Source organism: Saccharothrix sp. NRRL B-16314 (assembly GCF_000716595.1).
Classification (GTDB): Bacteria; Actinomycetota; Actinomycetes; order Mycobacteriales; family Pseudonocardiaceae; genus Actinosynnema.
The window spans coordinates 45475-59472 of record NZ_JNXC01000005.1 but is presented as its reverse complement, the minus strand read 5'-3'; the positions used below and the strand labels follow the sequence as shown (position 1 = coordinate 59472).

Here is a 13998-nt window from a genome sequence, read left to right as displayed (position 1 = left end):
GCGGACGTCGAGGTGAGCACGCTGGTCGTGCCCGCCTGGCGGTTGCGTTGGCGGGCACCGGAGCTTGCTCTGGTGCTGGGCGAGCGCGCCGTCGCCCTCGCCTCGGCCCGCCGTGACGAGGTGGACAGGTTGCGCGCGGAGGCCCTGGTGGTCTTCGCGAGCAACCGCATGGGCCGGGGAGTGCGGACCGCGGACCGGGCGCTGGACGCCCTCAAGGCGGCCGAGTCCGAGTCCGAGCAGGAAACGGCCTGGCGGCTGCGCGTCGAACTGGCGGACAGCGCCAGGTCGGTCGGGGCACCCCTGACGGGCTTCGCGGCGGTCCGACCCGTCCTCGAAGCCGAGAACGTCCCACCGGGGCTCCGCGCCGCCGCGCTCGTCCAGGCCAGCGAGTGCCTGGTCTCGGTGGGTCGGGGCGACGCGCTGTCCCAGGCCTTGGACGAAGCGGACCGCCTCTACCAGGCGGACCCGCTGCTGGACCACGACACGACCCTCCTGCACCGCGCCCTGCTCCGCGCCGCCTCGGCAGGCCAACACCGCCGTTGGGGAGACCTCCAAGCGGCGACCGCGGCGTGCCGCGACGGCCTGGACCTGCTGGACCGCCTCAAGGAGGCGGAGTCGGACAACGGACAGGTGCGCGGCAGGCTCACCGTGGAGTTGGTCTGCGCCCTGCTGGACCTGAACAAGCCGGGCGAGGCGTCGGAAGCCGGCACCCCGCTCCTGGAACGCCCGGTACGGGCACCGTCCGCGTCCACGGCGGGTTGGCTCCGGTTGGCCCTGGCCACCAGGGTCCACCTCCCGGCAGGGCGGGTCGACCAGGCACGTGACCTGCTCCGTGACGCGGCGGACAGCGCGGAACGGCACCAGTTGGACCTGCTCCTGAGCGAAAGCCTCCTGGCGCTCGCCCACGTGCACGAGGTGGGCGGCGACCTGACGGAGGCCTTGGCCAACCTGCGTTCGGCGCACGCGGCCGAGCGCAGGCGTGCACGGGCCGTCTACGCGGTGCGGGCGCGGCTGGCGGCCGAGTTCTCCGGAGTCCACCGGCCGCCGGCCGGCAGCCTGCACGACGAACTGGCCGCCCTGCTCCGCACCGGAACCCAAACCGCACCGCCTCCTGCGGACACCGCTCTCGCACCCGAGGCGAAGCAGCAACTCCGGCAGTGGCGCCCGGTGCAGATGCACCGCAACGAGGGCGTCCGCGTCAAGCGCTCCCGGCGTGCGGCCGAGGACATGACGGCGGAGGGCATCTCGGCAGCAAGGGCCCACGCCGCCGACCGCTGGCGCTTGGTGCAGCCGTTCGGCAGCGCGGAGGCGTTGGACGACGCGGCAGAGTTCGCGGAAGTGCTCGCGGAGGAGTTCGGAGCGGCACAAGCGGCAGAGCCCCACCCCCCAGCCCACCACCAAGCCGCCGCCGCATCCGCCGCCGCAGCAGCCATCCAACCGGCTCCCACCCGCACCCCCCAGCCCTCGCAGCCCGGCACCCCGACGCCACAGCCCTCACTGGCCGGTACCCAGGCGCCCCTGACGCAACCGCCGGGCATCCAGACACCCCCGACCCCACCGCCCGCGATCCAGGCGGCTCCGACCCCACTGCCCGAAACTCAGGCGGCCCAGCCCCCACCGCCTGGAACTCCGGCGGCCTCGACCTCCCCGTCCGGTATGCAGGCGGCCTCGGCCCCACTGTCCGGTGCCGAGGCAGCCCAGTCTCAACTGTCTGGAACTCCGGCGGCTCCGACCTCGCTGTCCGGTGCCCAGGTGGCCCAGTCCCAATTGCCTGGAACTCCGGCGGCTCCAACCGCACCGTCTGGTGCCGAGGCGGCCCAGTCCCAACTGCCCGGAACTCCGGCGGCTCCGACCTCGCTGTCCGGTATGCAGGCGGCTTCGACCTCGCTGTCCGGTGCCCAGGTGGCCCAGTCCCAACTGCCTGGAACTCCGGCGGCTCCGACCGCACCGTCCGGCATCGAGGCGGCCGGGCCCCAGTTGTCTGGGATGCAGGCGGCCTCGATCGCACCGTCCGGTACCCAGGCGGCCCAGGCCCAGGCCCAGGCTTCTGCGACGCAGACGCCACAGGCCGCGCCGACCGGACCCCAGGCATTCCAGTCCCAAGCGCCTGGATCTCAGGCGGCTCCGACCTCACACTCCGGCAGCCAGACGACCCAGCCCCAGGCACCCGGGACCGGGCCGGCCGCGACCGAAGGCCGCCCGGAACACGCGAGGAGTGGCCAAGCGAGGCCGCACTCATCCGTGTCACCACACGGCACCCCGAACCTCAACCAGGTCCCCTCCGGCATGCCCCACCCCGCCGCAGCCGCCGCAACCACTCCCGCCCCGGACAGCGCCAACATCGCCGCCGCCGCCAACGCTGCCGCCGATGCAGGTCTGGCCCGTGCGGAGTTCAACGACGGCGGCACCGGCAGCTCCCGCCAAGCGCAGGCCATGCGCCAGGACGCTGCGGAGTCGGCTGGTGGCCCGCCGAGAGGTGCCCGCCACGGTGCCGCAGCGCCGACCGGTGACCCTGCCAGCGGTGTCCGCGACGATTCGGCGGTGTCGGTGTCCGTGTCGGCTGACGGTCCTTCCGCCGCTGGGCGCCATGACTCGTCAGCGCTGGGGGACAAGCCTGCCGGCGTTGTTCACCAAGGTTCCGCCACGCCAGCCGGCGGCTTCCCCGGCCCTGTGCGCCAGAATCCCGCCGCGTCGGCTGAGAGCAGTGCCGGAGTTGCGCGTCACGGTTCCGCCGTGCCGGGCGCTGTACCGGTCGATGCTGTGGGTAAGGGTTCCGCAATGTTGACCGGTGGTTCCGCCGTGTCGGCTAATAGTCCCGCTGGGGCCTCGCGCGACCAATCCGTCACTTCGGCCGGTGGCTTCGTGGGCGGTACGGGGGCTGGGCTTGGTGGGGGTGGGGGCTTCGGGATTGCGCAGCACGGGGCGGGTGCGCCGAGCGTTGGCCACGGCGGCGGTGTGGGGTCTGGCGACGGTGGCATGAGCGCCGGGGTCTCGCCCGGTGCTGCTTCGCCCGGTGGTGGTGCTGCCGGAGTGGGGCGAGGGCCGTTGGCGGCTCGTGACTTGGAGTCGGCTGTGGCGGACCAATCCGTGACTTCTTCCGGTGCGCCGCAGGTTGGTGCCGACGGGGGAATTGGCGGGCACCATTCGGACATTGTCGGAAGTGGCTTCAGCGTGACGGCTGCCGACGGCGGCCGGGAGATTGGTGCTGGTCAATCCGGCGCTGCGAGCGAAGTGAGCAGAGCGGACGCGGTGGGAGCCTCTCCTTCGACCCCTGAAAACGAGGCCGGCGAGCGAACTGTGCCCGCGGCAGGGTTGATCGCCGCCGCCGGAGTCGTGCGCAGTGGGCGTCGGCGGGCTGCTCGTGAGGCCACCGAGGGCGACAGCGAACGTACCTCCGGTGATCACGGGTCCGACCCGAATGTGCTGGACGCCCTGAAGGCCGCCGGGCTCCTCGATTCGCAACGCACCGGCGGACGCCGACGTGCCCGTGATGTCGAGGAGGACGCCGCCGTTTCCGTTCCGACTCAGGAGGCGGAACTGCCGCAGGCGGAGCCCGGAACGCAACCCGAAGCTGTGCCGGAACCCGTGCAGTGGCGGGTGGAGGCGCCGCAACGGCTGCGCACCGAGGAACCGTCCATCGACATGTTCGACTCGCCGACGATGGTCCAGCCCGCCGTGCGCGACGACGTCCCGCCGGTCGGCCTTGGCGCGGCCTTCGTGAAGGGGCCGGTCATCCCCACCGCCCGGGTGCCCGACCCGCCCGACTTCCCGCCACCGCCCGTGCCGGACTTCGCCTCGCCGCTGCCCGACTTCTCGGCGATGGCCACCGTGCCCGCGCAGGGCTCGGCGTCCGACTTGGTGTCCGACTTGGCGCATCCCGATGCGGCTGCGCCGAAGGTGAACGAGTCCATGACTGAGCCGAGGCCTGAACCGGACCAGGTTCCGGTCGTCCCGGAGCCCGATCAGGTCCCTCCGGTGCCGGTTCCCGACCCGGTGCCGTCGAACCCCTCGCCCGAGGTGGCCGCACCCTCGGCCCAGGCGGTTGAGTCGGCGCCGGCGGCGTTCGGGTCGACCGGTTTCCTGAGTGCCGCCGACGTCGAGCACGACGACGCGCCGGTTGACGCGCCAGTCGATGCGCCGGTTGCCGCACCAGTCGACATCCCGACTGGTGTCCCAGACGGTGTCACGACGGCAGCACCGGTCGTCCCGGCAGAGCCTGCTGCCCCGGCTGCCGACGTGCCGGCTGCCGCTGCCCCGATCGCCGACACTCCAGCTGTCGATATGCCGGCCGGTGATGCCCTGACCGCCGACGCCCCGACCGCCGACGCGCCGTCTGTCAACGCCCCGACCGCCGATACCCCGGCCGCCGACGTCCCGGGGGAGGACCCGGCGAAGGATCCGTTCGTCACCGCGGTCGTCGTCGGCGGCAAGACGATCGACCTCCCCGCCATCGTCGAACCCACGCCCCCGGCCCTGGAATCGCCCAGCGCCACCCGCGCCTCACGCCGCCACAAGAGCGACCTCAGCCTCGCCGAACTCCTGGCCGAAGCCCTGGTCGCCTACGAGGACGCCCGGCGGGAGGACGAGGCCGCCGGCAGGGTGGACGAGGACACCGTGCCGATCACGCCGGTCGGCCCGCCGCCGGAGTCCGCCGCCGAGACCACCGCACCCATCCGACGCGTCGAACCCGCACCCCGGTTCGACACCTGGACACTTCCCGAGTCGTGAATAATTTGAGGTTCTAATAAGGTTCCCCGCGGGTAACAAAGCGGGAAATAGCCTGGCCCGTAGTCATTTTGCTACTTTCCGGCAAGTGGTTCGATTCAGTGCCAGGGTTGCGGCGAACGGGATCGACGGCGTCTGGTTTAGTGGTGTGCGGACCCGGCACACAGAGGTGCCGGATAGCGTGGAGCCGCCTGAACATGACCCCGACTGGAGTCCCGTCCCGACCCGAGCTCGCCGCCCGCCACGACGTCGGCGCGGCCCGCACGGCCAGTCCCGAACAGGCTCGTGACGAATTGATCGAACGGGCCGCCGCCAACGCCCCCGAGCTCGCCGACCTGATCCGCCTGTACTACCGCCACGTCCCCGCCGAGGAAGTCAACGACGACGACCCGGTGGACCTGGTGGGTGCGGTGCGCTCGAACTACCAGCTCGCCGAGACACGGGTGCCCGGCCGCCCGGTGGTGCGGATCCTCAACCCGACCCGCGACCACGACGGCTGGACGTGCCCCGCCACGGTGGTGCAGGTGGTCACCGACGACATGCCGTACCTGGTCGACTCGGTCGCCTCCGAGCTGACCCGCGGCGGCGTGCAGGTGCAGCGCGTGGTGCACCCGATCGTCGTGGTGCGCCGGGACGTGGTGACGGGCGCCCTCCAGGAGGTGCTGCCGAAGGCCGACCCGGCCGACCCGCAGGGCGACGCGATCGCCGAGTCCTGGATGTACATCGAGGTGGACCTGCTCACCGACCCCGACCGGGCGCGTGAGCTGGAGTCCAAGCTCCACACCGTCCTCAACGACGTCCGCGAGGTCGTCGAGGACACCGACAAGATGGTCGGCACGGCCCTGCACCTGGCCGAGCAGCTGGAGTCCGACCCGCCGCCGCTGCCCGACCACGAGGTCCTGGACGGCGCGAAGCTGTTGCGCTGGCTGGCGAACGACCACTTCACGTTCCTCGGCTACCGCCAGTACGAGCTGGTCCGCGACGACCCGGCGACGGACGGCGAACCCGCGCAGCGAGCGGTCCTCGCCAGTGGCCTGGGTGTGCTCAGACAGGACAGCCTCGCGGCGCGCAGCCTCACCGCGGGCCCGGACGCGGGCGCGCAGGCACTGTCACCGGAACTGCTCGTCCTGACGCAGGCCAGCGCCCAGTCGAGCGTCCACCGCTCGGTCTACCCCTACTACGTCGGCGTGAAGACCTTCGACGCCGACGGCAACGTGAACGGCGAGCACCGGTTCCTCGGCGTCTTCTCCACCACGGCGCTGCACGAGGACGTGCTGGACATCCCGGCCGTCGAACGCCGGGTCCGCGACGTGATCCACCGCGCCGGTTTCCCGCTGCACTCGTACTCGGGCCAGCGGATGCTCGAAGTGATCCAGAACTACCCGCGCACCGAGCTGTTCTCGGTCGACACGGACACGCTGTACCAGACCGTCACGGGCGTGATCGCGCTGGCCGAACGCCGCCGGCTGCGGCTGTTCCTGCGCCGCGACCCGTACGGCCGCTTCTACTCGTGCCTGGTCTACCTGCCGCGCGACCGCTACACCACGACGTCGCGGCTGGCCATGCAGGAAGTCCTGATCGACCAGCTCGGCGGCGTGAACCTGGAGTACAGCGCGCGCATCGGCGAGTCCGCGCTGGCCCGCGTGCACTTCACCGTGCACACCGACCCGAGCCGCCAGGCGGAGCCGGACACCGCCTACATCCAGCAGCTGCTGGCCGAGGCGGTCCGCACCTGGGACGACCGCATGGCCGAGGCGGTCGTGGAGGGCCAGGGCGCCGGTCTGGGCGCGGAGTCGTCGTCCGAGCAGGGCCAGCGGATCGCCGCGGCCTTCCCGGAGGCCTACAAGGAGGACTTCGCCGCGGCCGACGGCCTGGCGGACTTCCTGCGCATCGAGGCGTTGCGGCCGGGCGACCTTGACCTGGCCTTCTACACGCCGCGCGACGCCGAGCCGGGTGAACGGCGGTTCAAGCTGTTCCTGGTCGGTGCCCGGCTGACGCTGTCCGACGTGCTGCCGATGTTGCAGCGCATGGGCGTGGTCGTGGTGGACGAGCGCCCGTACGAGCTGTCCCGCGACGACGGCGTCGAGTGCTGGATCTACGACTTCGGCCTGCGCATCGACCAGGGCACGCTGGACCAGCTGTCCACCGACGACATGGAGTCGATCCGCACCCGCTTCCAGGACGCGTTCGGCGCGGCCTGGCGCGGTGAGGCCGAGGTGGACGGCTTCAACACGCTCGTGCTCAAGGCGGGCGTCACGTGGCAGCAGGCGGCGATGCTGCGCGCCTACGCCAAGTACCTGCGCCAGGCGGGCACCCCGTACAGCCAGGACTACATCGAGGACGCGGTCCTCGCGCACACCGAGGTCGCCACGGCCCTGGTGCGGCTGTTCGAGACGCGGTTCGACCCGGGTCTGACCGACGTGGACCGCGCCGACCACAGCGAGCACCTCGTCGGCGCGATCACCAAGATGATCGACGACGTGACCAGCCTCGACGCGGACCGCATCCTGCGCAGCCTGCTCACGTTGGTGCAGGCCACGCTGCGTACGAACTACTTCGTCCGTGACGCGGACGGCAACCCGCGCCCGTACCTGGCGGTGAAGCTCGACCCGCGCGCGATCCCGGACCTGCCGCAGCCGCGTCCGAGGTTCGAGATCTTCGTGTACTCGCCGCGGTTGGAGGGCGTGCACCTGCGGTTCGGCCCGGTGGCGCGCGGCGGTCTGCGCTGGTCCGACCGGCGCGAGGACTTCCGCACCGAGGTGCTGGGCCTGGTGAAGGCGCAGGCGGTGAAGAACGCGGTGATCGTGCCGGTCGGCGCCAAGGGCGGGTTCGTCGTCAAGAAGCCGCCGGCGCCGACGGGTGACCCCGGTGCGGACCGCGAGGCGTTCCTGGCCGAGGGCATCGCCTGTTACCGGCAGTTCATCTCCGGCCTGCTGGACCTGACCGACAACCTGAACTCCGGCACGGTGATCCCGGCGCCGCAGGTCGTCCGGCACGACAGCGACGACGCGTACCTGGTGGTCGCGGCGGACAAGGGCACGGCGGCGTTCTCCGACATCGCCAACGAGGTGTCGAAGTCCTACGGCTTCTGGCTGGGTGACGCGTTCGCGTCCGGTGGCTCGGTCGGCTACGACCACAAGGCGATGGGCATCACCGCCAAGGGCGCGTGGGAGAGCGTGAAGCGGCACTTCCGCGAGCTGGGCACGGACACGCAGTCGGACGAGTTCACCGTCGTGGGCGTCGGCGACATGTCCGGTGACGTGTTCGGCAACGGCATGCTGCTGTCGGAGCAGATCCGGCTGGTGGCGGCGTTCGACCACCGGCACATCTTCATCGACCCGAACCCCGTCGCGGCCACGTCCTACGCCGAGCGCAGGCGGCTGTTCGACCTGCCCCGCTCGTCGTGGGACGACTACGACCGCTCGCTGATCGGCGAGGGCGGCGGCGTGTGGCCGCGCTCGGTGAAGTCGATCCCGGTCAGCGCGCAGGTCCGCGAGGTCCTGGGCCTGCCCGAGGACGTGGTGAAGCTGTCGCCGCAGGAGCTGATGAAGGCCATCCTGCTGGCGCCGGTGGACCTGCTCTGGAACGGCGGCATCGGCACGTACGTCAAGGCGGGCACCGAATCGCACGCCGAGGTCGGCGACAAGGCCAATGACGCGATCCGGGTCGACGGCGCGGCACTGCGGGTCAAGGTCATCGGCGAGGGCGGCAACCTGGGCCTGACCCAGCGCGGCCGGATCGAGTTCGCCCGCTCGGGCGGACCGGACGGACAGGGCGGCAAGGTCAACACCGACGCGCTGGACAACTCGGCGGGCGTCGACTGCTCCGACCACGAGGTCAACATCAAGATCCTGCTGGACGAGCTGGTGCGCGACGGCCGGCTCGACCAGGTGCGGCGCAACGAGCTGCTGGGCCAGATGACCGACGAGGTCGGCGAACTCGTGCTGGCCGACAACTACTCGCAGAACTTCGTGCTGGGCATCTCCCGCGCCCACGCCGCACCGATGCTCTCGGTGCACGCGCGGCTCGTCGCCGATCTCGAACAGCGCGGCGCGCTCGACCGCTCGCTGGAGGCGCTGCCCAGCGTGGCGGAGTTCAAGGCGCTGGAGAAGGCGGGCGAGGGTCTGACGTCACCGGAGCTGGCGACGTTGCTGGCGCACGTCAAGCTGGCGTTGAAGGAGGAAGTGCTCGCGGGCGACCTGCCGACGATCGACGTGCTGGCCCGCCGGCTGCCCGACTACTTCCCCAGCGAGCTGCGGGAGCGGTTCGCCGACGCCATCGGCAACCACCCGCTGTCCCGCGAGATCATCACCACGGTGCTGGTCAACGAGGTCGTGGACGGCGGCGGCGTGTCGTACGCGTTCCGGCTGGCCGAGGAGACCAGCGCCTCGGCGACGGACGCGGTGCGCGCGTACGCGGTGGTCACGGCGATCTACGACCTGCCGTCCCTGTGGCGGGAGATCCGGGCGCTGGACAACGTCATCCCGACCGACGTCCAGGACGACATGGTGCTGGAGACGCGTCGCCTGCTCGACCGCGCGTCGCGCTGGCTGCTGACCAACCGCCCCCAGCCGCTCGCGGTCGGGTCGACGATCAGCCGGTTCGCCCCGGTGGTCGGCGCCCTCGTGCCGAAGACGATCGACATGCTCAAGGGGCACGAGAAGCAGACCGTGATCGACCACGTCGAGCGGCTGGTGGCGCACGGCGTGCCGGTGACGTTGGCGCGCCGGATCGCCGGGCTGCTGTTCACCTACGGGCTGCTGGACGTCACGGAGGTCGCGGAACTCGCCGAGCGCGAGGAGGGCGAGGGCGCGACCGGTCGGGAGCGGACGCACGAGGAGACGGCCGAGCTGTACTTCGCGCTGTCCGAGCACCTGGACGTGGACCGGATGCTCAGCTCGGTGTCGAGCCTGGAACGCCTGAACCGCTGGCACGCGTTGGCGCGCTTGGCGTTGCGGGACGACTTCTACTCGTCGCTGCGCTCGATCACGATCGACGTGCTGCGGTCGTCCGAGCCGGGTGACAGCGCGGAGGAGAAGATCGCGCAGTGGGAGCAGGCGAACTCGTCCCGCCTGGGCCGTGCTCGCGCCGCGCTGGAGGAGATCAACCGGGTGTCCAAGCTGGACCTGGCCACCCTGTCCGTCGCGGCCCGCCAGGTCCGCAGCATGATCCGCTGACGACGCCGGTCGGGCGCCCCGCTGTGGGGTGCCCGACCGGGTCTTCCGGTCAGCCCAGGAGCCACGGGCCGGTGTAGTCGAGCTCGTACGGGGTGTCCACGGGCGCGCCCGTCGGGCTGAAGCAGCGGACGTTGATCCCGCTGTCCGGTCCCCAGGAGTGCACCTTGCAGAACTCGGCGTCCCAGCCGGTGGCGGCCACGTGCACGTGGCCCGTGGCGAGGTCGGCGTGGGTGAACCGCATGGAGTAGTTGCCGGTGCCGGAACGGCTCGCCGTCGCGCCGCCGGACGGGACCTCGTGCTGGTAGGACAAGCTCGGCGTGTACGACGCGCCGGTGGGGTTGTTGGCCAGCGCGTAGGCCGACTGGTGGCCGTCGGGGTTGCAGCAGCCGTTGAGGCCGAAGGTGTTCGTGCGGTCGGTGAAGGTCATCGCGAACCGCGAGTCGGTCGGGGTGCCGGCGGCGTTGAAGCACCGGATGTTGACCCGGATGGTCGAGGACGGTGACGTCCAGCCGAAGTTCACGACCTTGCACCGCGTGGCGCCGTAACCGGCCGCCGTCACCCTGGCGTGCCCACCCGCGGTGGTGCGCCCGATCTCGGGCAGGAAGACGGCGTAGGTGCCGACGCCGGTGCGGGACACCGTGTTGGTCATGCCCATCGAGTTGAACTGCTGGTGGAGCGGCGGCGTGGAGTTCGCGCTGCTCGGGCTGGTCAGGTGCACGTAGCCGCCCGGGTAGGTCCGGCCGTAGTCGAACCCCGGCCAGACCCGCTTGTTGGTGAAGCTCGCGGTGAACATGCTGTCGACCGGCGCGCCGGCGAGGGTGTAGCAGCGGACGACGACGCTCTGGTCGCTGCCGGACACCACCCAGGTGTCGGGCTTGCACTGGTGCGTGTTGTTCCCGTACGCGGTGGCGTGGGCGACGCCGCCCGCGATCCCCAACCCGGTGAAGGTCACCGCGTAATAGCCGGTGCCACGTCTGGTGATCGTGTTTCTCGTCGTGGGTCCGATGCTGTTCATCTGGTAGGTCGGGTCGGGCGTGTAGGACGCCGCGGTCGGGCTGTTCGCCCACACGTAGCCTGCGCCGGCGACCGGGCCGGTGTCGGCGTTCGCGGTGCCGGCGGTGACGACGGCTGTCGCCGCGACCAGGGTGACCACCACGGGGTTGACGAGCCTGCGCATGTTCTCCCCTTTGTGCTGGATCGGCCCTTCCCGGACCGACCCCTTCGTGGGACGAGCCCTGAGAGTGCGGGCGGACCGGCTTGGTGACGAGTCGGCGGTTCGGCCCTCACCGGCTGTCCGCCGGTCGACCGGCGGCCTTTCGGGGGCGCTCTGGGCGGCGCTTTCGGCGGCACTTTCGGCGTCAAGCCGGTCTTCGGGGCCAACCGGGAGCCTTCTGGCGCGTCGAACATGCTGACAGCAGCAGGGCCAGTCGGATGGGGGCAGCGTGCCGGACGAGTGTGTGCCGATCGAGTTGGGGCTCGTCGACGACCGCTCCATGTACCGCGACGGGGCGGCGCTCTGGCTGGAGAACCAGCCGGGCCGGCGGATCAGGGTGGTGGCGGCGGTGCGTTCGGTGGGTGACCTGCTGGTCGCCGGTCCGTTGCCCGGAGTGGTGCTGATCGACCCGTCCCCGGCCGGGCCGACCCAGCCGGTTTCACAGCTGTGCTCCGCTGGTGCCGGAGTGATCGTGCACAGCACCGACGAGGCGCCTCACGTCGTGCTTGCCGCGCTCGCCGCCGGGGCGAAGGGCTACGTGTCCAAGCGCGCGCCGTTGTCGGACCTGGTCGACGCCGTGGTCGCGGTGGCAGCCGGGGGCCACTACCTGACCCGGCTGTCGGCCCAAGGCGCCCTGTTGTCCGTGCCTTCCCGTCGGCCGGTCCTGTCGGACCGCGAGGTGGAGGTGCTGCGTGGTGTGGCCGAGGGGCGGACCAGGCTCGCGGTAGCCCGTTCGCTGGGCCTCTCGGAGGGCACTGTGAAGACCTACCTGGAGCGCATCCGCTGCAAGTACCGCGCCGCCGGCCGCGCCGCGGGCTCCACGGTGGAGCTGTACCAACGCGCCCTCGAAGACGGCCTGATCACCACCACCCGCGTCGCCTGACCCACCCACCCCCCGTGAGTCCTACGTTCAGAACGCGTGAGTCCTACGTTCAGAACGCATGAGTTCAACGCTCAGAACGCGCGAGTCGAGTGGGAGTCGCGCGTCCAGGTGGCTTGGAGTCGGGCCGCGCTTCCGGCTTTGGGAAACCGAAGCCACGGAATTGTCGGACCCCGTCGGTAAAATCAAGACAGGGGTCCCTTGGCGGGGACGCCTGCGAAGCGCGCCCCCGCCAAGCGCCGGGTCGACGAGCACTGGGTCGACGAGTGCTGGGTCGACGAGCGGTGTGCCGTGCCGGTGTCTGTCGTTGTCGGTGTGTGCCGTGTCGGTGTGCGTCTGACGGGCTGGAACGTGCTCGGTGTGCTAGTTGCGCCAGGTGTCGGACAGCGTCACGGGTGCCGTGGCGGTGCGGTTCGTCCCGCTCTCCCACGTCACCGCCCCGCCCGCATCCTTCCGGATGTACTTGTACTGGAACGAAGTCCCCGCCGGCAGCGACACGGACCCCCGCCAAGTCGGGTAGGCGGCGGACGACAGGGCCACCGCGTTGGCCGGGTTCCACGCGCCGAGCGAAGCGTGGTCACCGACGACGAAGATGTTCTGCCCCACCGAAGTCGTCGCGTTCACCGAGAACGACGCCGTGCCGGCGGGCGGCGGGGTGCCCCCACCCGTCGCACCGACGTGCAGCGCCAACGCCTCACCTGCAGCCAACGTCGCCGTGAACTGCCCGTTCGACCCCACGGCAACCGCCACGCACCCGTCCTTCTGCACGTTGCAGTAGGACCCGGCCGGCAACGAGGTCTGGAACGTCCGCGTCAACGACGAGGACTCCCGGTTGATCGCCACGAACCCCTTGCCGCCCCGGCCGAACGCGATCGCGTCGCCGCCGTTGTCCCACCAGTTCACCACCGACGTCCCGGCGACCGCGTTGCGGAATTGCACCATCGAGGAGATCTGCGTCCACCGGTGCTGGCACTTCCACCCCGACGTGTAGCACTCCGACCCCGAAGGCGGCCCGGCGTCGTGGTTCGAGAACTCGTACCCCGAGTACACGTTCGGAGCCCCGTAGGGCCATGCCAGCATGAACACGTTCGCCAGCGTGTAGGTGGACCCGTCCTTGTACGTCAACGTCGACCCGTTGCGCTCGGTGTCCCAGTTGTCCACGAACGACCGCGCCTGCCCGCTCGGCAGGTAGCCCCACGACTGCCCGAACGTGCTCAGGTACGCCAGGTTCTCGTTGTTGAAGATCCGCTTGATGTCGTACGCGTACCGGAACTCGTCCACGTCACCCGAGCCCGTGTACTCGCCCGGCTGCACGGCCTCACCGGCCCCGTAGATCACTTCGTGCACCCAGAACACGCCCGGGTTGCTCAACCGCGACTTGATCGCGGACAGGTCGGCCGCCGGCATGTGCTTGGCCGCGTCGATCCGGAACCCGTCCACCCCGAGCGAGATCAGGTGGTTCAGGTACGACGCGATCCGCCCGCGCACGTAGTCGCTGCCGGTGTTCAGGTCCGACAGCCCGACGAGCTCGCAGTTCTGCACGTTGTCGCGGTTGCGGTAGTCGCTGATGTGGGACCGGCAGGAGTGGAAGTCCCAGTCGCTGTAGATGCCGGGGTAGTTGTACTTCGTGTACGAGGAACCGCCGGTGCCCGTCCCCGACCCGGCGCTCATGTGGTTGATCACCGCGTCCGCGATGACCTTCACGCCCGCCGCGTGGCAGGTGTCCACCATGTTCCGGAACGCGGCCTCGTCACCGAGGCGTCCGGCGATCCGGTAGCTCACGGGCTGGTACGACGTCCACCACTGGGAGCCCTGGATGTGCTCGGTGGCCGGTGACACCTCCACGAACCCGTAGCCTCTCGGCCCGAGAACGTTCGTGCACTCGGCGGCGACCCGCGAGAACGGCCACTGGAACAGGGTCGCGGTCACGTCCTTGGCGGATGGCGGAGCTGCAAAAGTTTGCGGTACGGCCAACAGGCTGAACAGCAGTACGGCTATCGCGC

At 70.9% G+C, this 13998-nt stretch carries 5 protein-coding genes; 3 read left to right on the top strand and 2 right to left on the bottom strand.

The annotated features are described in order from the left end of the window. Window positions 1-12: 12 nt before the first annotated feature. Window positions 13-4728, top strand: a complete 4716-nt coding sequence (locus tag OQ02_RS43670) for a hypothetical protein (RefSeq protein ID WP_156076983.1) — start codon at window positions 13-15, stop codon at window positions 4726-4728. A gap of 194 nt (window positions 4729-4922) precedes the next feature. Then, on the top strand, window positions 4923-9902 hold the full coding sequence (locus OQ02_RS11395; protein ID WP_033438334.1) for an NAD-glutamate dehydrogenase: 4980 nt from the start codon (window positions 4923-4925) through the stop codon (window positions 9900-9902). A gap of 49 nt (window positions 9903-9951) precedes the next feature. Here the strand turns inward: OQ02_RS11395 and OQ02_RS11390 are convergent, their stop codons facing one another. Next, window positions 9952-11079: a hypothetical protein gene (locus OQ02_RS11390; RefSeq protein ID WP_033438333.1), complete on the bottom strand. Its 1128-nt coding sequence runs from the start codon at window positions 11077-11079 to the stop codon at window positions 9952-9954. Between the two features lie 265 nt (window positions 11080-11344). Here OQ02_RS11390 and OQ02_RS11385 point away from each other — a divergent pair, with 265 nt between their 5' ends. Then, entirely contained in the window at window positions 11345-11998 is a 654-nt protein-coding gene (locus tag OQ02_RS11385; protein ID WP_156076982.1) for a response regulator transcription factor, read from the top strand. A 360-nt stretch (window positions 11999-12358) separates the two neighbouring features. Here the strand turns inward: OQ02_RS11385 and OQ02_RS11380 are convergent, their stop codons facing one another. Then, window positions 12359-13924, bottom strand: coding sequence for a carbohydrate-binding module family 20 domain-containing protein (locus OQ02_RS11380; RefSeq protein WP_231499967.1), 1566 nt, complete (start codon window positions 13922-13924; stop codon window positions 12359-12361). Window positions 13925-13998 lie beyond the last annotated feature (74 nt).